The following is a 19162-nucleotide window of genomic DNA, read 5'->3' as shown; positions in this document are numbered from 1 at the left end:
TTTATTTTTCTTGTTTTTGTCTTCGTTTTCTTATAACCAAGATGATGATTAGTGCTATAAGAACCACACCAGCAGCAATCGCAACGTAAAGCCATGTGTTCGTTTTCTCTAGGTTTACTGCTTCTTTATTTAAGTTTTGTCCTTCTTTACCAATGGTGAACGCTTCGTCCCAACTCCAGGTTTCCACGCCATTCGTTGCAGTCATTTTTAATCTGTATTTACCTTCTTTTAAAGGTTGATTTTCCAAGTCAATCCCAAAATCAAAATTGGAATTTGGCGCCATTTTCATATTCGCTTTCTTTGTTTGGTAAAGTAATTTATCCGAATTTTGTTGATAGACTTTTGCATCAATACTTAGGTTTTCCAGAATGACTGGTTGATCGTTTTGTAAGTTGGCAACTATCGCTGTGTGATAGTTGAGGAGTGCCGGTTTGATACTTAGTAAATTCATATGTGGTTTGACTTGTTTGTCGGTTTCAGCTAGTTGCATGCCGACAATATAGGAATATTCATTTTTTAAGGAGACACCTTTTGTTTTCTTTGTCTCTTTGGTGTTTTTCTTTTTAAACTCTACTGCGCCCAATACAACGCCATCAATCGATTCAGCAGGCATTTCAATCATCACTCGGACGGTCTTTTTGCCATTTACTGGTATCGTTAGGAGTTTTTGGTCGTCTGGAATTTTAGCTAGTTCTGGAAGTGGATATTCTAAACTTTTATCTTTTTTCGTAAGATCATTTTTGGTGTAATCAATGACACCAGTTCGATTGGTGGATGCGTAGTTGATTGCTGCTTCCACTTGAATTTCTTCATTCGAACTATTCATTACATCGATTTCTACTGTTTGTTTTTGGTTTGGCTGCATTTTTAAATCAAAATAAGTTTGCCTTTTATCTATTTGATTGGCAGGGATATGAGCTTGAACAGAATAGCCAACATCTCCTTCTGCCGCCCTCGCTTCTGTAAAATTGCTACATGTCACTAATAACGGAATAATGAACAATAAACTAAGAAAACTTTTCTTCAATTAAACCTTCCTTCCATCGTCTTAATAAAAAGTTTGCGTCTAGAAGAGAATTCTAAACGCAAATTTTTTAAACTCCTGGCGCGTCAGATAATGTCCATGTAATAGTTGCTTCATGGTCTCCAAGTGTTGCGCTTCCTGCTGGTATCGTTAATTTCACATTATCGTTTAAGCTAGCTGTATCATTTGGTGTAGCCCCAAACCAACGATTAATCCATGTTCCCATACCTTCAGATGCTTTTGCCGAAACAACACTCACAATCGAAGTTCCATCTGTCGGTAATTCAACTGTTTGAGCAGCAGTTGGTGTCGTTGCTGTTGTGCTAGCCGAAGCCGTTTCTCCGTTTTTAAAGGATAGTGTTGCTCCAGATAAAGAAGCTGCACCATCTTCATTTTGAAAAGCGGTTGCAGTTGCTGTCACTTTCCAACCTGCGCCTGTTCCACGACGGTCAGATATTTGGATAAACGGTTTTCTTGATGTGGAGGAATAGCTTTGTTCCGTGGATGATACTTCCTGTTCTCCAAAATTTACAGAAGACACATAATCCAATGTCAATGAACCTGTGTTTCCAGTCCCTGGATCAGTTGGATTACTTGGATCTAACGGGTCAATTGGTTTCGTTGGGTTTTCCGGGTCAACCGGGTTAACAACACCTGTCCCTGCCTTAAATTTAACGGTTGCTTTTGAATCTCCCTCAGAAGTTACTGCAAAAGCAGATGGTGCAAAAAGTGTGACTGAACTTATGCCAATTAATCCTACAATTAATGTTTTTTTGATAGTCATTGTTTGTTTCCCCTTTCCTCGTTCATTGGCTTCATATTATGATGAAAAATGCGTCAATTCAATGTACAATTTATTAAAAATAGAGAAAAACTTCATGTTACTATATATTTTTCGTAATAAATATTACATAAAAATCACTCTGCTACTACGTTCAGCTTGTAAAGAGAAAAATTATGTCTTTTTTGTGAACATTAATTTTTAACACATAAAAAAACACGGGCAGTTAGAAAAGGAGTCTAACTACCCGTGTTTTAATTTTATAATTCTTTTTCTTCTGTTGGTGGTTCTACATACTCACTTACAGGCTGTTCACCGTAAAGACCTGAGATACGTTTGAACCAAATAAATACATGCGTTACGATGACTTTAAGTACCGCATAACCTGGTACTGCGAAGATAACCCCTAGTACACCGAATAGATTTCCGGCTACTAAAATAACAAATAAAATCGTGATTGGGTGTACTTTTAACGTTTTACCCATTACTTGAGGAGAAATGAATTTACCTTCAAGTAACTGAACGACACACCATACAATGATTAATTTAATTAATAACCAAGGAGAAGTAACTATCGCGATAATAATTGCTGGTGTAATCGCAATGGCTGGTCCTAAATAAGGAACAATACTCGTACACGCTGCGATAATAGCAAGTGTTAATGCGTATGGTAGACCGATAATTAAATAACCGATAAATAGCAAAATACCAATACATAAACTTACGATAATTTGTCCACGAATGTAAGAACTGATTTGGTGGTTTGCTTCACCAAGCACTTGGCGAGTATGCGCACGACCATTTACTGGTAACATTTTTAGTAGGAAATCTGGTAATTTTTTCCCATCTTTTAATAAGTAGAATAAAACAAGCGGTGTGGTTACTATCGCTAAGACCACTTCTGTTACCGTCCCAACAATGCTACCAATACTTGAAATAGCGCTATTAATTACCGACGTGCCTTTTGTCGAAAGAGTCTTCATGATATCGCTCATGTTTGTATTCAATTTATCTTTTATTTGATCAAACAAACTCGAGCGACTAAACTCGTCAAATTTCTGTGTAATTTGATCCCAATAACCCGGGAATGATTTGAATAAGCTAACAATCTGATCTTTCACAGCAGGAATAACAAAACTAAATAGTAAAATGATTAAACCAATAATCACTAAATAAAGTAATGCAATCGCCCAGCCCCGCTTCCACTTATGTTTTTCTAACCAATCAATAATAGGATTAAATAAATAGTAAGAAATCCCGGCTAAAATGATTGGCGCGGCTACGGTTTTAAGAATTACCATTAACGGATCAAAAATAAAGGCAATCTTAGTTAATACATAAATATCAAGTGCTACTAAAAGAAAAATTAGTAACCCTAACACAAATTTGTTTTCTATAAAAAATTGTTTAAACTTTGTGAATGATCCCTTCACTTTACCACCCTCTTTTGTCTAAATTTATTTTTGCTTGCTACTATTATATAGGTTAATACCCTCGTTCTCACTAATTTACCCATGAAATTAGAAAAAATCAGACGTAGGTTGTATTTTAACCTTGAATTAGACCATCTGGGTCAAGTTCAAGCAAGGCATGAGCAAAGTAAAAATGGTAATCTGCTTGGAATTTCTCAAATAATAGCGCACCTTCTTTTTGGTACATGACAAGCGGATCTTGTTGTCCATATGCTCGCAAATGGATACCTTCGCGTAATTGAACCATTGCATCGAGATGCATAACCCACATTTGGTCCATTAAATTCAAATACACTTCTCGCTCTATTGCAGCAATTGTCTCGACCGGGAATTTATTACGTTCATTTTTGTGCCAAGATACGATTTCTTCTACAACTTCTCTCGGTTCCATTAATGTTACTTGGTCAAAAGAGACTGGGAATTTGGTTCCGCCAAGCAATTCTTTTTGACGGGAATAATAAATTTCCAACTCTTCTTCCGAAATATCACTTGGATGAATAAAGGAATATTCGGCCACTTCACGTAGAATTTTTTCGGAAGAGACTCCAAGTTTATTTCTTTCTAATAATAAATCGCGTTCTTTATATACCATTTTGCGTTGTAAATCGATTACTTCATCGTAGGAAAGCAAGTCTTTACGAATATCGTAGTTTGCTCCTTCTAGACGTTTTTGTGCGTCGACTACGACAGCGTGAATTTTTCTTGATTTAACTGGCTTCCCATCACGTGGCGCTTTGCGTTTAAGTTTCGCGGAAAGTTTCTCCCAGCTTTTACTTTCAAATTGCTCTAACAAATCGTCTTCCAAGGAAATCATAAACTTACTGAAACCAGGGTCACCACGTCGACCTGAACGTCCCATAAGCTGTAAATCTATTCGACGACTTTCATGGCGTTCTGTACCAATTACAGCTAGTCCACCTAGCTTATGCACATCTGGGTCCAGCTTGATATCCGTTCCCCGACCAGCCATATTTGTTGCTAAAGTTACCATCCCGCGTTTCCCAGCTTTGGCAATAATTTCTGCTTCTTGGGCATGGTTTTTCGCATTCAATACTTGGTGAGGGATTCCGGCCGCATCGAGCAAGCCACTGATCCATTCGTTACTTTTAATAGAAGAAGTTCCGATTAGAGTTGGCTGCCCTTTTTCGTAACGCCACGAAACTTCATATACAATCGCGCGTCCTTTTTCCTTTTTCGTATAAAAAATGTCATCTTGCATATCTTCCCGGTTTACACGCAGGTTGGTAGGGATTACTACGACATCCATATTATAAATTTGACGGAATTCTTCTTCTTCAGTTTTAGCCGTCCCAGTCATTCCAGAAATTTTCTTATACATCCGGAAATAATTTTGGATAGTAATGGTTGCGAGCGTGCGTGATTCTTCTTTTACTTCCACGCCCTCTTTCGCCTCAATTGCCTGATGAAGTCCATCATTGAAGCGACGGCCGGGAAGCGCACGACCAGTATGTGGATCAATGATTAGTACTTCATCGTTAAGCACCACATAATCTTTATCTTTGTGCATCAAGAAATGAGCGCGCATTAAAAGCATTGTAATTCTAAGCTCAGACTGCGCCTCGGCAGAATAAAGTGAGTCGACCTTCCAAAACCTCTGCGCCTTCTCAATTCCCGCATCATTCAACCAAACAAAGCGTTTATGTTCTTCCATCTCATAATCATCTTTCATCATCTTTTCTACTAGCTCGTTCGCTTTATGATAAAGTGACAAATCTTCTTCTTTACGGTCAGAAATGAGTAATGGCGTTCTCGCTTCATCAATTAAAATCGAATCTGCTTCATCTATTAAAACAAAATCAAGTCCACTCTGTACCTTATCTTCTTTTTGGCGTACCATGTTATCGCGTAAATAATCAAAGCCAAATTCAGAAGCCGTTCCATAAATAACATCTGCTGTATAAATCGCCTTTTTTTGCTCTTTGTCTAAACCAGATTCATTTAGCGCAACAGAGACACCGAGATATTCTAGAACTTGCCCAATTTCTTCCCGGTCACGTCTAGCTAAATACTCATTGGCAGTAACAAGGTGCACACGATTACCACGCATTACTTCTATAAACATAACAAATAACGACATCAATGTTTTACCTTCACCGGTTTTCATTTCTGCCACTTTGCCATCCCCAAGAACGAGCGCCCCAATTAATTGCACTACTACTGCATCCAAACCGATAATCCGACTTGCTGCTTCTCTTGCCAGTGCAAAAATATTAACTTTGTCTCGTTCCGTCATTGGTTTTGTCTTGAACTTCTCGCGCCAAAAATTGGTTTGTTCACAAAGTTCAGCTTGATCCATATTTTTATATAAGCCCTCTTTTTTTACAATTTGGCGGGCTATTTCTCGGTACTGTTTTACTATTTTGCGATCATCATAATTCTGTCTCATTATATAACATCCTCCATACCTTCTATTATAGAATACCATAAATGCATCTGGCAATTCATTTCGAGTTACAAAGAGCGGAAAAACTGCCGGTTTTTATATTACAAATGTATTAAATTTTTCTATTAACAAAAAACAATAGGTTTCCCATAGCGAAAGTTGTTGATTAACGTTCACATCCTACTTACACTATAAAGGTTTACCTAGCAGTACATCTCAAGCCCTAAGAATGCATGTTCGTTTTTTTACTGTTACAGAATTATTACAAATAGTTGGTATAGTCCTCTCATGTCTTTAGAACCATTCGTGCATCATTTGTTTTTTAAGTAAAAACTGGGTAAACTTAGTATTAATCAATATAAAATTAATTCTCAAATACTTAATTACGTACTGGGATTTTCTGAAAAAAGAGAGGAGTTTTATGAACATGAAAAAAGCAACTATCGCGGCTACAGCTGGGATTGCGGTAACAGCATTTGCTGCTCCAACAATCGCATCCGCTAGCACAGTAGTAGTAGAAGCTGGAGATACTCTTTGGGGTATCGCTCAAAGTAAAGGGACTACTGTCGACGCAATTAAAAAAGCAAACAATTTAACAACTGATAAAATCGTACCGGGTCAAAAATTACAAGTGACTGAAGTAAATGAGGTCGCTAAAACAGAAAAACAAGAGAAATCTGTTAGCGCAACTTGGCTAAACGTCCGTACTGGCGCTGGTGTTGATAACAGCATTATTACGTCCATCAAAGGCGGCACTAAAGTAACTGTTGAAACAACAGAATCTAACGGCTGGCACAAAATTACTTACAACGATGGAAAAACTGGTTTCGTTAACGGTAAATACTTAACTGACAAAGTAGCAAGCACTCCTGTAACAACAACTCAAGAAGTGAAAAAAGAAGCTACTACTGAACAAGCTGCACCTGCTGCAGAAACAAAAACAGAAGTAAAACAAACAACGCAAGCAACTACACCTGCTCCTAAAGCGGCAGAAACAAAAGAAACTCCAGTAGTAGACAAAAACGCTACTACACACACTGTTAAAAGTGGTGACACAATTTGGGCTTTATCCGTAAAATACGGTGTATCTGTTCAAGACATTATGTCATGGAATAATTTATCTTCTTCTTCTATTTATGTAGGTCAAAAACTTGCTATTAAACAAACTGCTAATACAGCTACTCCAAAAGCAGAAGTGAAAACGGAAGCTCCAGCAGCTGAAAAACAAGCAGCACCAGCAGTTAAAGAAAATACGAATACAAATACAGCTACTACAGAGAAAAAAGAAACAACTACACAGCAACAAACAGCACCTAAAGCACCAACAGAAGCTGCAAAACCAGCTCCTGCACCTGCACCATCTACAAATACAAATGCTAATAAAACGAACACAAATAATACAAATACAAGTACACCATCTAAAAACACAAATACAAACACGAACACAAATGCTAACCAAGGTTCTTCCAACAATAACAGCAATTCAAGTGCAAGTGCTATTATTGCAGAAGCTCAAAAACATCTTGGAAAAGCTTATTCATGGGGTGGTAACGGACCAACTACATTTGATTGCTCTGGTTACACTAAATATGTATTTGCTAAAGCGGGAATCTCCCTTCCACGTACTTCTGGCGCACAATACGCTAGCACTACAAGAATCTCTGAATCTCAAGCAAAACCTGGTGATTTAGTATTCTTTGACTATGGTAGCGGAATTTCTCACGTTGGTATCTACGTTGGTAATGGTCAAATGATTAACGCGCAAGACAATGGCGTTAAATACGATAACATCCACGGCTCTGGCTGGGGTAAATATCTAGTTGGCTTCGGTCGCGTATAATTAATAACTTAAAGTAACCTGTGGAGCAGACAGTTCGCTTCACAGGTTTTTTGTTGGAAATTTTATCTTAATGAAAGACGGTGCATGATGAAGAACCTGATAAAAGTAAAAGTCTTCCCTAAGTTCACAAAAGGCTATAAAGAAGGCTATCCCCTAATTCTTAAAGAACGTATCGAAAAATGGCCCAAAGAATTACAAGAAGGCGACGTATTAGAACTAACTGATACGAATGGTCAATTTATCGCTAGAGGCTACCACGGCGAACAAAATAAAGGTAGCGGCTGGCTTTTCACATGGGACAAGAAACAGCAATTAGATGAAGACTTTCTAAAGAGCCTAATTACTGCTGCAATCGAAAAACGTCAATTTTTATTTACAGATGACTCTACTACTGCTTTCCGAATTTTTAATGGTGAAGGCGATGGTCTTGGTGGATTCACAGTTGATTACTACGATGGCTATCTCGTAATCCAATGGTACAGCCTAGGTATCTATGCTTTCCAAAAAATGATTATTGATATCTTCTTGTCTTTCCCAGAAATAAAAGGTATTTATGAAAAAAGACGCTTTCAAGAAGATACAAAAGATGATTTTGTCGCCGGTCAAAAAGCGACTTTCCCACTTATTATTAAAGAAAATGGCATCAATTATGCAACTTACTTAGATGATGGTTGGATGACTGGGATTTTCTTAGATCAGCGCGATGTCCGCAGAAGAATTAGTGAAGATTACGCAGTTTCTAAAAACGTCTTGAATACATTTTCGTATACTGGGGCATTCTCAGTGGCGGCTTTATTTGGTGGTGCGAGTAAAACGACAAGTGTAGATGTGGCTGGCCGCTCACTCAGCAAAACGAAAGAACAATTAGAAGTAAACGGACTTGACCCAAGTGAGCAAGCAATTATCGTAGAAGATGTTTTTCATTATTTCAAATATGCGACTCGCAAACAATTAACATTTGATTTAGTTGTTGTTGATCCACCTAGCTTTGCGCGCACCAAAAAAGTTACTTTCCGCGCAGCAAAAGATTACCCAGCTATGCTTCGTGAAATCATTGATATTACAGCGCCAAATGGTACTATCATTGCTTCCACTAACTACGCCGGCTTCGGGATGAAAGCATTTAAAAAATTAATTGCGGAAGCCTTCCAAACAAGCGACCGTTCTTACAAAATTATCGAAACCCACTCCTTACCTGCAGATTTCACCGTAAATAAAAACTTTCCTGAGGGGAATTATTTAAAAGTACTCTTTCTTACTTTGGATATTTAAAAACAGCGACCCATTGTGGTCGCTGTTTTTTTATTTATTTTTCACTGATTGATTTGGCAGAAAGCTTTCAAACCAGCTATATAAGTCATCTTCCTCCGCTTCGTTGACATTATGTCCAACAAAATAACGATGCTTTTCCACCTTACAACCCATTTTTTCGAAAAATTGAGCAATGTCGTCTGCTTCAGAAATTTGAATGACAGCATCTTCAATCCCGTGACCGATAAAAATTCGCTTGTCTTTCAACATTAAGTTAGCGGGTCTTTCCTCCATATAATATGGCAAACGTCCGCTTAGTAACGCTGCTGCTTTATATTGACCTCCATAATTTTGCATAATGGATATCGTTAAAACTGCGCCTTGATCAAAACCCGCAAGAAAAACTTGTTCTTTATCTATCGAGGTGTAATCATTACAAATTTTATCAATAAACTGAGCAACACGCTCGCTTATATAATCTACCTCACGCGGATTCGGGTCCCCTTCTGTCACCATATGATAAAAGCCATAAGCAGGACCATAATCTACATCTCCACGCATGGAAACAACAACAAAGCGGTCCATTAATAACTCTAGACGCCCCGCCATCTCCAGCTCATCGCCACCAAAACCATGCAGACCAAAAATTACCGGAAAAGTATCCCCATCTTTTCTACCAATTGGTTCGTAAATATCATAAGCAAACATTCTCATCCTATACACCAGCCCTTAATCTAACAGTTTTTTTAGTGCTTCTGCCTCGTCGTCAGTTAGTGTAATCCCTTTTCCCATTTTCTCGTGATCCTCTGACCAGTCGCGGATATCATATTTAGGTGGGCGACCGTTCCAGCTTACTTTATTTAATTCCTTCCGCCAACCACGCGCGTTTTCGGACAATACGCCAATTTCTTCGATGATTTCATATTCAATATTCGCCAAAATAATCCTTATCCTTTCCGATTCTATATCTACATACTATCAAATATTTACCCCAAATCACATTGAAACAATCGCAAATTCAAAAAATGCACCCTTCCCACTAGAATTTTTGATTTGATTGCGTTACGATTGAGAAGGAATAAAGGGTTGGAGGTGCTTAGTTATGTCGAATGAAACAACAGATTATTTGCTAGAAACATGCTTAATGGCAGGCAAAATAATGATGGAAAGCGGCGCGGAAATGTACCGTGTGGAAGATACAATGAACCGCATCGCCACCATCGCTAGTAATAAAAAAGGAATTAGTTTCGTGACGCCAACTGGGCTTTTTATGTCGCTTGAAGGTGAACGCAATGTGCAATTACAGCAAATTCCGACAAGAACCATTAATTTAGAAAAAGTGTCTATGGTCAATGAATTTTCTAGGGATTTCGCGGAAAAGAGAATTTCCTTAAAAGAATTACATACAAAGCTCGTTAATTTAGATAAAGATGTTCGCTACTTCCCTATTTGGTTGCAGATTATTGCGGCATCACTCGTTAGTGGATCGTTGATGGTTATTTTTGGTGGGGGTTGGTTTGATTTTATTCCGACTTGTATCATTGGCGCTATTGGTTTTATTATTTTTTACTACACGCAGATTTTTATGAAGGTGAAGTTTCTAGCAGAATTTTTAGCTTCATTAAGTGTCGGACTCTTAGCTGTTTTGACGATTTCGATTGGTTGGGGTATTAATCTGGACACGATGATTATCGGTGGCGTGATGCCGCTTGTTCCCGGGGTACCGATTACGAATGCGGTTCGGGATTTGATTGCTGGGCATTTGCTTAGTGGAATGGCACGCGGAACGGAAGCGCTACTTACTTCTTGTGCAATAGGAATTGGAATCGCGGTTGTTTTCCGCTTTTTCTTATAAAGGAGGCGCTATAATGGATTTAGTTTGGACTATCATTATTCAATTAGTGCTGAGTTACGTTGCGACGGTGACGTTTGCGATTATTACAAATGTGCCAAAAAGAGCGCTGAATGCTTGCGGGATTACAGGAACATTTGGCTGGATGGCTTACTGGACTTTGATGCAAATGGATTCTGGAACAGGGGCGTCTTCCCTCGCCGGCGCTTTCGTCGTCGCAATTCTGAGTCACTTTTTTGCGAAACATAAAAAAATGCCGATTACGATATTTAACGTTCCCGGAATTGTGCCACTCGTTCCTGGGGGCCTCGCTTACCAAGCCGTGCGGAATTTTGTGTTAGGTGATTATACGGAAGCGATTGGCTTTTCTGTACAAGTTACAGTGGTTGCTGGCGCTATAGCAGCGGGATTAATGCTCTCAGAAGTATTCAATCATAGTATTAGGGCATTTCGTGGACGGAAAGAACGTATTTAAAAAAGCAATCTCCAGAAGAGATTGCTTTTTTATTATCGAATAATTTGATTTACTTATGGCTCAGGAATCATAACCCCATAAACAAGTATCTGATACGTAACCACCACATCTTCGCTAGTCAGCGTTCCTTCGCGATTGGTTGGTATACTTTGGTAGTTTTCCCATCTCTCAATCCCAGTACTACTGAAATCGGCATTTTGCGAAATAACGTAGGGGATTTGTTTCCCTTGATCATCCAGTATATTAAAGGTCATTCTTTCCGGTAACGAATATGTTTCCCCTTCTTTAGCTGGAATAACAATATCAGGCACCGCTTCACCTTGATTATAAATTTGTTGATTGTAATTTAATCTCATATGATATTGATCTAAATTAGGATAAATAGGTACTAAATCGCCGTTTTTATAAGTTGTTAAATCCGTTAAAACAAATGGATCCCCATTGCTATCAACAAATTTAATTGTTATTTTAACATCTTGCGCTTCTTTCGTATAGATATACGTTACTTCTATAGCTTGATTAGTGAAAGTACCATTTGCATTGTTTGGCAGTTTCGTTGTATCTAATGTGTATCCCTCAATTTGTAATTTGTATTTATCTGTTGAAGCATCATATGGTTCGCCAATATTACCGCTAATTGTTTGTGGATCATGGATTTTGTTTCCATCCTGATCGAGGTATTTAACAGTTACGGTAGCTAAAGGCACTTTTTGATAAACATAAGTAACAACTTGAGCTTTTTCTGTAAAAGTTCCTGTTGTATTCCCATTCACTTCTTTTAATTGGTATCCCTCAATATTTTTCGTTGCAGTCTGATATGGTTGGCCAATGTCGCCTTTGAGTGTTTCACTAGTTGCCAGTGAATTTCCTTGTTCATCTTGATAGTTTACAGTTACAGTCCCTTTTTCAACTACGGGAGGTGTATTATTTTTACTTGTATGTATATATCCTACATACGTATACCCTTCCATTGATTCGGGTTGTTTCGTTTCTTTCGTTCCTTTTGCAACTGTTTGAGATTCTTGAGTTTTTAAGTTACTATTTTCTGTTGCTTGGACAATCGACCCGACTAACAAACTACTACCGCCAAGGACAACAAGAAATACTAGCAGCTGTCTGGCGTGTCTTTTTTTCAATGTAAGAAGTCCAATACCACTTCCGAATAAAATAAACCCAAGGATGATTAAATAGCTATTTGGGCCAACATCTCCCGCTTTTAATAGTGTCCCATTTTGATTTTTATTATTGTCAGAAGTATTATCTGTATTTGTAGTTGGTTCTGATGTGTTTTTTTGATACACAAAGGAATAATTTTCATAATCATTTGTAAGTGTCTCGTTTGGATTTCCTTTGATAATACTATTTTTTTGCGTTTCTGTTAATGTGCTGATATCAATGTAATTATACGTCACATTGCTTGTATCAGTTTCAGCAGCATTCACCGGTGAATTTCCAAAAAGAAAACCTGTGAAAAATAATATTACTGCGAATACACAAAGAAAGTATTTTTTCTTCATAGTACTATCCCTCCTCATATAACTAATTTCTCATTTTAACTGCTCACGCTCCTATCAAAAGGAGTACTAAACTAGCGCTTAATTGAGCTCAACAATTATATATTAGGCAAAAAACATAATCAATGAGTTGAAATATGTCTATTTTGTGAACAAAAATGATTTCTTTAAACTATTTAAATAATCTTATACTAGGAGTAATATTATTTCTTTCCACAGTTCCATATAGCCTAAACGGTAGAACTATATTTAAAATTTGTGCGTAATTGGGTTAAATATTATACAAGAATCCTAAATTATTATCAATCGTGTAAATATGTCTATTTTGTGAACAATCAAATTCTTTTGTATAGAATTGAATCTAAACTGCTTAGATATTCAAAAAAGACGCTAGACAAAATGATTGCTCACTTTGTCTAGCGTCTTTTCAACGTCTAGCAATATTAACGGTAGTAAACACGAATTTATCATAACGGTGGCGCGATCTGGAAAACTCAAACGCGAGACCGTTGTTTAAATAAACGGTTTGTTCTACTTCAACAACGGGATCATCTGAAGCGCAGTCAAGATATTGCTGATCAAGCAGTGTTGCTTTATCTGCGCGAATTTGTTTGTACGAACTAGCAATTTTCAGGTTCAAATCGTCTTGGATATAAGAGTAAATCGAACCTTCTAAAATTTGCTGGTTAATGCCTGGGATAACCCCAACTGGCATATACGTGTGTTCTAATACATATGGTTCATCTTTCACTAGCCGAACACGAAGAATATCATAGATTGGCGTTTCCATTTCGATATGAAGGCGCTCTGCAATTTCTTCAGTTGGAAAAATGACTTTAAACTCGATTACTTTACTAATAACTTTCTTGCCGTTCAAAAGTTTAGTGAAGCCGTTTACCTCTTGGTTATGAATCTGCAAGCGGTCCGCGTCCAGCGCCGATTTGATAATGAAAGTACCATGCCCGCGTTTACGATATAGTAAGCCTTCAAGTACAAGTACTTCAAGCGCCTTTTTCATTGTCATTCGACTGCAATCAAACTCTTTCGCCAAAGTTATCTCATCAGGAATAGGTTGATTAAGCGGATAGGCGTGATTCATAATTCTTTTGCGGATTTCTTCAGCAATAAAGCTATATTTCGTCTGGTTCTGAGCCACGGAAGTTCACCTCTTTACACATAATACTTTTATTTTATCACATTTAGTCTTCAAAACCATTGTTTTCTGAAAGTTCTTTGTACCAATGACCAGAAGCTTTTACAGTACGTTTGAAATCATTGTCCAAATCTACTTCTACTAGGCCGTAACGGTTTTTGTAAGCATTCGCCCAGCTCCAGCAATCCATGAACGTCCAAAGGTGGTAACCGTGACAATTAGCGCCTTCTTCAATTGCTTTATGAAGCCATTTCAAGTGACTCTTAATGAAATCGATTCGGTACGTATCTTCAATCATTCCATCTGCATTACGGTAGCGACTTTCGCCTTCTACACCCATACCATTTTCAGAAATAAAGAACGGGATATTATCGTAGTTGTCGCGCAGATTAATCGCAATATCATAAATCGCTCTTTCAAAAATTTCCCAGCCACGATACGGATTCATTTTACGGTAAGGCATTTCATAGTTATCAAAAAGATGTTCTGGCATAAATGGTGCATCAGGGTGAGCTGCGTATTCTTTCGCTTTCACACGACGCGGTTGGTAGTAATTTACACCCAAAATATCAATAATGTTGTTTTTAATTATCGCCAAATCTTCTTCGGTATATTCTGGAAGCGCGTCATGTTCGCGAATAATTTCTACAAGGTCAGCTGGGAATTCCCCTTTTGTAACCGGATCAAGGAAACTACGGTTGAAAATTAAATCCGCAATATGAGCTGCTTTTAAATCTGCCGGATTTTGGCTTCTTGGATACGACGGTGTTAAGTTTAAAATGATTCCGATTTGGCCTTCTGGAATTTCAAGTGCGTGGAATTCTTTAACAGCAAGCGCATGTGCCAAAGTAGTATGGTAAGCAACCTGAGTCGCACGTTTAAAATCAACCACATTTGGATAGTGCATATCGTATAAATAGCCCGCTTCAACAGGAACAATTGGTTCATTAAAAGTAAACCAATGTTTCACGCGATCTCCGAATAATTCAAAACAAGTTTTTGCAAAAGTTGCATACGCGTCAACTACTTCACGGCTTTCAAAACCGCCTTTTTCTTGCATCGACATTGGCATATCAAAATGATATAAATTCATAAATGGTTCCACGTCATTTGCAAGCATTTCATCAATAACGCGATTGTAAAAATCAACCGCTTTCGGATTCACTTCGCCAATACCATCTGGAATAAGACGTGACCACTGAATCGAAGTACGGAAAGAATTATGCCCAGTTTGTTTCATTAAAGCAATATCTTCTTTATATTGATAGTAAAAATTAGATGTATTCGTAGGTCCTACATCGTTAAAGAAACGACCTGGTTCGATTTTGTACCAGTGATCCCAAATACTTGGTTTTCTGCCATCTACATTTGCTGCGCCTTCTGTTTGTGGGCCGGATGCTGCACTTCCCCACCAAAAATTTTCTGGAAATTTATAAGTCATTTTTCTACCTCCAACTATTATTTGCTTTTATTATACCTTATTTATTTAAAAGTATAAACTTATTTATTTAAAAGTTCGTTTTTTATTTTTATTTCTTACACGTATTGCCAAAAATCGGCTAATCCGCTACAATAATAAAGTCGTATAAGTTCGGTAATATGGACCGTTCGTTTCTACCAGGCAACCGTAAAATGCCAGGCTACGAGCTATTGTAAAATTTAATAGGGATTTTTTTGCTATTTTTATTTATTATTCCCTTTTTTACCTAGGCTCTTTCCGTTATGTGCGACAACATAAATAGGGAGGCTTTTTTTAATGGATAAATTTTTCAAACTACGCGAGAACAAGACGACTGTTCGGACAGAAATACTCGCGGGGCTAACGACTTTCTTGTCGATGGCTTATGTACTTTTCGTCAACCCATCTATGCTTGCAACAACTGGAATGGAATTAAAAGCTGTTTTTGTGGCAACGATTCTTGCTTCTGTTGTAGGCTCACTTGCAATGGGGCTAATCGCTAATTACCCGATTGGACTTGCACCAGGTATGGGGCTAAATGCATTTTTCGCTTATACCGTTTGTGCGCAGTGGGGAATTCCTTGGCAAACGGCGCTAGCTGGTGTTCTCGTTTCTGGCTTAGTGTTCATTTGTTTAACTATTTCTGGACTTCGTGAAAAAATCGTTAATGCAATCCCAACGGAACTAAAATTCGCAGTGGGCGCAGGGATTGGTTTTTTTATCGCCTTTTTAGGGCTTAAAAATGCTGGAATTATTGTGCCAAATGAATCTACTATTGTAGCGCTTGGTGACTTACATTCTGGCCCAGTGTTACTGGCTGTTTTCGGGATTGTTGTTACTGTTGCTTACATGACAATTGGTTGGAAAGGTGCGATTTTCTTTGGAATGGCAACAACCGCTGTTGCTGGAATGTTGTTTGGACTGATTGATGTGCCGACTCAAGTTGTTTCATCTGTACCAAGTATGGAGTCAACGTTTGGTCAAGCAATTATTCACTTACCAGATATTTTTACACCACAAATGCTCATTGTTATTTTGACATTTTTCTTCATTGATTTCTTTGATACTGCCGGAACACTTGTTGCGGTTGCGACTCAAGCTGGATTTGTAAAAGATAACAAAATTCCGCGCGCAGGTCGTTCCCTATTCTCTGACTCGCTGGCAACAGTATTTGGAGCGATTTTCGGAACTTCAACAACGACTTCTTATGTAGAATCTACTGCAGGGGTTGCGGTTGGTGGTCGGACAGGTTTAACTGCAGTTGTAGTTGCCATCTGTTTCTCGCTATCCCTTTTCTTCTCACCACTTCTTGGCGTGATTACGAGTGCAGTTACGACGCCAGCACTTGTTATCGTTGGGATTTTAATGATTGGAAATGTCGCTCATATTGATTGGACTAAATTCGAAGTAGCGGTTCCGTCCTTTTTCGTTATTTTAATGATGGTCCTTACCTTCTCTATTGCTACTGGTATCGCAATTGGTTTCATTTTCTACCCAATCACCATGGTACTTAAAGGACGCTACAAAGAAGTGCATCCGATTATGTACGTGATGATGGTACTGTTTATACTGTACTTTATGTTCGTCGTTTAGACAGCAAAAAAACCGGGGATTCCGCATCCTCGGTTTTTTCGTTTAATCATAATACACAATCATGTAGTTTTTGCCTTTTTCCTCATCATATCCTTGTACAAAATCAGTTTCTTCCAGCTGTTCTAAATCTTTCACAACAACCGAAATATTTTTGCCAAGCTTAATCGTTTTACGTATTTTTTTCGATAGTTTTTCGCGCTTTTCTTCATCTAATTGGAATGTTTCTGGAAAACGGACATTATTTTCTCGTTCAAATGTATCCACCATCGTGTTAAATTCAGTAATCTCTTCCGGTTTTTCAATTGTCGTGCGAGCAAATTCAGCAATATTCAACGTCTCTTCGCCTGCTAAATATTCCGATGTCGCTTTTACAAAATTAGATTTATCAAGCAGTGACTCCTCGCGTTGTTTAATATAATCCGTACAAACTTCCACAAAACCTTCCGTGTAAAATTTCTCATCGGTTATCTTATCAATACTCAAAAACTTATCTTTCCAATACACCGAATCTCCGCGGTTAAGCCGGTCTAAAATCAACACTTTATTTCCCGTGTCATGATCGACATTGAAAACCAAGCAACCTTTATCTAAATCAGTCCCGGTAATCCCTTTATCATAGCCAATTTGGAATTCTCTGCCGTTGAAATCATTTTTAAGAAAAACTTCTTTGTTTTCGACTTTAAAAATCCCGATTCCGTTCGTGAAATCACCATCGACAACGCAGCCCTCAATAAAGAAAATCCAGACATCGCCACTTTTAATATTCGGGTGGGTTGTTTCGCTATATAAATGCTCTAAAATCTTCTTGGATTCATCCAGAAACTCTTCCTCCGCGACAAACATATTCGAAGCAAAAGTACGAACTTCATTAAAATCTAAATCTGTTTCATGCGTAAATTGATAATATTCATCTTTTTTAAATGGCTCTAAGAAAATCGAAGCTAGTGTTTGATTCATTTCTGAACCAATATCAGCGAGCACATTCGCTGATACTTCTGTTCCTTCTTCTCTCGCTTTATTTCCAGCAAAATGGACCACGAGTTTTGTAATTTTTGCGTATGAAAAATCTGGCATTCCTTTATCATCCTAACTTTTATAAAATAGATATTTCCTGTATACTAAATTTATTATGAACAAATGGAGGTACGTAATGATTCCAGCAGATTTTGAAGATCGTGTTTATACAGTCGTGCGCCAAATTCCGCGCGGTAAAGTGACTACATATGGCCAAATCGCTTATATGATTGGCTTTCCCAAAAACGCCAGACTCGTAGGCGCTACGCTAAAACATTCGAAGCGTGACCAAATTACGCCTTGCCATCGTGTCGTCAATGCAGCTGGTCGACTTGTCCCAGGCTGGGAAGAACAACGCGAGCTACTTTTATCAGAAGGTGTGACGTTTAAAGAGAATGGACACGTCAAAATGAAAGATCATTTTTGGCAATAAGTATCATAACCGCGCCCAATATCTTGAACACCGTGCGAGTCTGACCCATAGACAAACGGAATCTGTAACGCTTTAGCTAATGTCACTATTTTCTTTGGTGGATATGTCTCTCCGCAAAGTGGTTTAAACAGTCCCGCCGTATTAAAATCAAGCTCATAGTCACGTTTCTTTACTAAAGCAAGAATCGCCTGAAATTCCTCCATTACTTCCTCAGAAAAATCGCTTGTATCCGCCCCAAAGAATTGCTGAAACTTCTGAAACAATGAAATATGCCCAATTCTCTGCGGTTTAAATGGTCCTAAATCCGCTTCAATTGACTGTTTTACACCTTCTAAATAAGCAAGTTGCGCTTGTTCAAACCCGCCATAAAATTGTACAATTCCTTCATTATAATCCTCCGCTGAAAAATCAATCGAACGAAAACCACCTTGCCCCTCTAAAAAATGCAGCGACAACACACCATCGTCGGTTTGCGGCCCATACTCATTCAAAAAGTCCCGCGTAAAATCCTCATAACCAATCAAATAATCCACTTCAAACCCGATATGTATTAATAAATCGCTCGCATATTTTTTCTTTATATGGTTCATTTTCTTAAAATAATAAGGGAGATCACTCATTGCCATACTAGCCGTTGTCACAGCTTCCTTGTCCCCAGCTGTATTTTTCATGAATTCACTCGAAAGTGGCGCGTGCTCTACTATAGAATACTCATCAAAATCCAGTTCAATCGCTTTTAAAACCATTTCTTCCACGTCATCATGCGTACCATGTGGACAAAATTCTGTGTGCGTATGCCCGTCTCTTTTCATATTCAACCCTCTTTCAAAATTCTTTTCCCTAAGTGCTCTAAATGGTACACTAATTATACCATAAGCAACTATTTTTCTATTCATT

At 38.1% G+C, this 19162-nt stretch carries 17 protein-coding genes and 1 riboswitch; of the genes, 6 read left to right on the top strand and 11 right to left on the bottom strand.

What is annotated here, in order from left to right; genetic code table 11:
• Position 1: 1 nt before the first annotated feature.
• From AB2Q86_RS03130 to secA2, 4 genes are all read right to left on the bottom strand, one after another.
• On the bottom strand, positions 2-1027 hold the full coding sequence (locus AB2Q86_RS03130) for a DUF916 and DUF3324 domain-containing protein (protein WP_012581837.1): 1026 nt from the start codon (positions 1025-1027) through the stop codon (positions 2-4).
• 67 nt (positions 1028-1094) lie between these two features.
• Positions 1095-1808: a WxL domain-containing protein gene (locus AB2Q86_RS03125; RefSeq protein ID WP_012581838.1), complete on the bottom strand. Its 714-nt coding sequence runs from the start codon at positions 1806-1808 to the stop codon at positions 1095-1097.
• Between the two features lie 257 nt (positions 1809-2065).
• Entirely contained in the window at positions 2066-3238 is a 1173-nt protein-coding gene (locus AB2Q86_RS03120; protein ID WP_012581839.1) for an AI-2E family transporter, read from the bottom strand.
• A gap of 115 nt (positions 3239-3353) precedes the next feature.
• Entirely contained in the window at positions 3354-5684 is a 2331-nt protein-coding gene (gene secA2 / locus AB2Q86_RS03115; RefSeq protein WP_012581840.1) for an accessory Sec system translocase SecA2, read from the bottom strand.
• Positions 5685-6108: 424 nt separating this feature from the next.
• Here secA2 and AB2Q86_RS03110 point away from each other — a divergent pair, with 424 nt between their 5' ends.
• Both AB2Q86_RS03110 and AB2Q86_RS03105 read left to right on the top strand, forming a co-directional pair.
• Positions 6109-7521, top strand: coding sequence for an invasion associated endopeptidase (locus AB2Q86_RS03110; RefSeq protein ID WP_012581841.1), 1413 nt, complete (start codon positions 6109-6111; stop codon positions 7519-7521).
• An 87-nt stretch (positions 7522-7608) separates the two neighbouring features.
• Positions 7609-8793: a class I SAM-dependent rRNA methyltransferase gene (locus AB2Q86_RS03105; RefSeq protein ID WP_012581842.1), complete on the top strand. Its 1185-nt coding sequence runs from the start codon at positions 7609-7611 to the stop codon at positions 8791-8793.
• Between the two features lie 30 nt (positions 8794-8823).
• Here AB2Q86_RS03105 and AB2Q86_RS03100 read toward each other — a convergent pair whose 3' ends face one another.
• Together AB2Q86_RS03100 and AB2Q86_RS03095 are read right to left on the bottom strand one after the other, a co-directional pair.
• Positions 8824-9480 (bottom strand): alpha/beta hydrolase, encoded by a 657-nt coding sequence (locus tag AB2Q86_RS03100; RefSeq protein ID WP_012581843.1) that lies wholly within the window; start codon positions 9478-9480, stop codon positions 8824-8826.
• 21 nt (positions 9481-9501) lie between these two features.
• A complete protein-coding gene (locus AB2Q86_RS03095; protein ID WP_003729318.1) occupies positions 9502-9711 on the bottom strand; it encodes a YdbC family protein in 210 nt (69 codons plus the stop codon).
• A 163-nt stretch (positions 9712-9874) separates the two neighbouring features.
• Here AB2Q86_RS03095 and AB2Q86_RS03090 point away from each other — a divergent pair, with 163 nt between their 5' ends.
• Together AB2Q86_RS03090 and AB2Q86_RS03085 are read left to right on the top strand one after the other, a co-directional pair.
• The gene (locus AB2Q86_RS03090) at positions 9875-10627 is read left to right on the top strand and encodes a threonine/serine exporter ThrE family protein (RefSeq protein ID WP_003729317.1); all 753 of its coding nucleotides are present in this window, start codon (positions 9875-9877) and stop codon (positions 10625-10627) included.
• A 13-nt stretch (positions 10628-10640) separates the two neighbouring features.
• Positions 10641-11099 (top strand): threonine/serine exporter family protein, encoded by a 459-nt coding sequence (locus tag AB2Q86_RS03085; RefSeq protein WP_003729316.1) that lies wholly within the window; start codon positions 10641-10643, stop codon positions 11097-11099.
• A gap of 53 nt (positions 11100-11152) precedes the next feature.
• On the opposite strand, the gene AB2Q86_RS03080 is transcribed toward AB2Q86_RS03085, so the two are convergent.
• The 3 genes from AB2Q86_RS03080 to AB2Q86_RS03070 all read right to left on the bottom strand — a co-directional run bounded on the left by AB2Q86_RS03080 (position 11153) and on the right by AB2Q86_RS03070 (position 15207).
• Positions 11153-12616 (bottom strand): MucBP domain-containing protein, encoded by a 1464-nt coding sequence (locus AB2Q86_RS03080; protein WP_012581844.1) that lies wholly within the window; start codon positions 12614-12616, stop codon positions 11153-11155.
• Positions 12617-13040: 424 nt separating this feature from the next.
• Positions 13041-13769, bottom strand: a complete 729-nt coding sequence (locus AB2Q86_RS03075) for a GntR family transcriptional regulator (RefSeq protein WP_003721369.1) — start codon at positions 13767-13769, stop codon at positions 13041-13043.
• A 43-nt stretch (positions 13770-13812) separates the two neighbouring features.
• Positions 13813-15207, bottom strand: a complete 1395-nt coding sequence (locus tag AB2Q86_RS03070) for a glycoside hydrolase family 1 protein (protein WP_003729314.1) — start codon at positions 15205-15207, stop codon at positions 13813-13815.
• A 120-nt stretch (positions 15208-15327) separates the two neighbouring features.
• Positions 15328-15429, top strand: a riboswitch (purine riboswitch).
• A gap of 93 nt (positions 15430-15522) precedes the next feature.
• Between AB2Q86_RS03070 and AB2Q86_RS03065 the strand changes: the two genes are divergently transcribed.
• A complete protein-coding gene (locus AB2Q86_RS03065; protein ID WP_003729313.1) occupies positions 15523-16818 on the top strand; it encodes an NCS2 family permease in 1296 nt (431 codons plus the stop codon).
• Positions 16819-16860: 42 nt separating this feature from the next.
• Here AB2Q86_RS03065 and AB2Q86_RS03060 read toward each other — a convergent pair whose 3' ends face one another.
• Positions 16861-17892 (bottom strand): nucleoid-associated protein, encoded by a 1032-nt coding sequence (locus tag AB2Q86_RS03060; RefSeq protein ID WP_012581845.1) that lies wholly within the window; start codon positions 17890-17892, stop codon positions 16861-16863.
• A gap of 76 nt (positions 17893-17968) precedes the next feature.
• Here AB2Q86_RS03060 and AB2Q86_RS03055 point away from each other — a divergent pair, with 76 nt between their 5' ends.
• Positions 17969-18265 carry an MGMT family protein gene (locus AB2Q86_RS03055; RefSeq protein ID WP_003727270.1) on the top strand — a complete coding sequence of 99 codons (297 nt, stop codon included), beginning with the start codon at positions 17969-17971 and terminating at the stop codon, positions 18263-18265.
• On the opposite strand, the gene hisJ is transcribed toward AB2Q86_RS03055, so the two are convergent.
• Positions 18250-19077, bottom strand: a complete 828-nt coding sequence (gene hisJ / locus AB2Q86_RS03050; protein WP_012581846.1) for a histidinol-phosphatase HisJ — start codon at positions 19075-19077, stop codon at positions 18250-18252. The two genes, AB2Q86_RS03055 and hisJ, sit on opposite strands and share 16 nt — an antisense overlap.
• Positions 19078-19162 lie beyond the last annotated feature (85 nt).

Origin of the sequence: Listeria monocytogenes (assembly GCF_041765605.1) — a bacterium.
GTDB lineage: Bacteria > Bacillota > Bacilli > Lactobacillales > Listeriaceae > Listeria > Listeria monocytogenes_D.
This window is presented reverse-complemented; position numbering and strand designations above follow the sequence as displayed.

Bases quoted from the DNA above. Each gene is read 5' to 3' on its own strand.
- AB2Q86_RS03125 (WP_012581838.1), bottom strand. From the start codon at position 1,808: ATGACTATCAAAAAAACATTAATTGTAGGATTAATTGGCATAAGTTCA.
- secA2 (WP_012581840.1), bottom strand. From the start codon at position 5,684: ATGAGACAGAATTATGATGATCGCAAAATAGTAAAACAGTACCGAGAA.
- AB2Q86_RS03110 (WP_012581841.1), top strand. From the start codon at position 6,109: ATGAAAAAAGCAACTATCGCGGCTACAGCTGGGATTGCGGTAACAGCA.
- AB2Q86_RS03105 (WP_012581842.1), top strand. From the start codon at position 7,609: ATGAAGAACCTGATAAAAGTAAAAGTCTTCCCTAAGTTCACAAAAGGC.
- AB2Q86_RS03100 (WP_012581843.1), bottom strand. From the start codon at position 9,480: ATGTTTGCTTATGATATTTACGAACCAATTGGTAGAAAAGATGGGGAT.
- AB2Q86_RS03090 (WP_003729317.1), top strand. From the start codon at position 9,875: ATGTCGAATGAAACAACAGATTATTTGCTAGAAACATGCTTAATGGCA.
- AB2Q86_RS03085 (WP_003729316.1), top strand. From the start codon at position 10,641: ATGGATTTAGTTTGGACTATCATTATTCAATTAGTGCTGAGTTACGTT.
- AB2Q86_RS03080 (WP_012581844.1), bottom strand. From the start codon at position 12,616: ATGAAGAAAAAATACTTTCTTTGTGTATTCGCAGTAATATTATTTTTC.
- AB2Q86_RS03070 (WP_003729314.1), bottom strand. From the start codon at position 15,207: ATGACTTATAAATTTCCAGAAAATTTTTGGTGGGGAAGTGCAGCATCC.
- AB2Q86_RS03065 (WP_003729313.1), top strand. From the start codon at position 15,523: ATGGATAAATTTTTCAAACTACGCGAGAACAAGACGACTGTTCGGACA.
- AB2Q86_RS03060 (WP_012581845.1), bottom strand. From the start codon at position 17,892: ATGCCAGATTTTTCATACGCAAAAATTACAAAACTCGTGGTCCATTTT.
- AB2Q86_RS03055 (WP_003727270.1), top strand. From the start codon at position 17,969: ATGATTCCAGCAGATTTTGAAGATCGTGTTTATACAGTCGTGCGCCAA.
- hisJ (WP_012581846.1), bottom strand. From the start codon at position 19,077: ATGAAAAGAGACGGGCATACGCACACAGAATTTTGTCCACATGGTACG.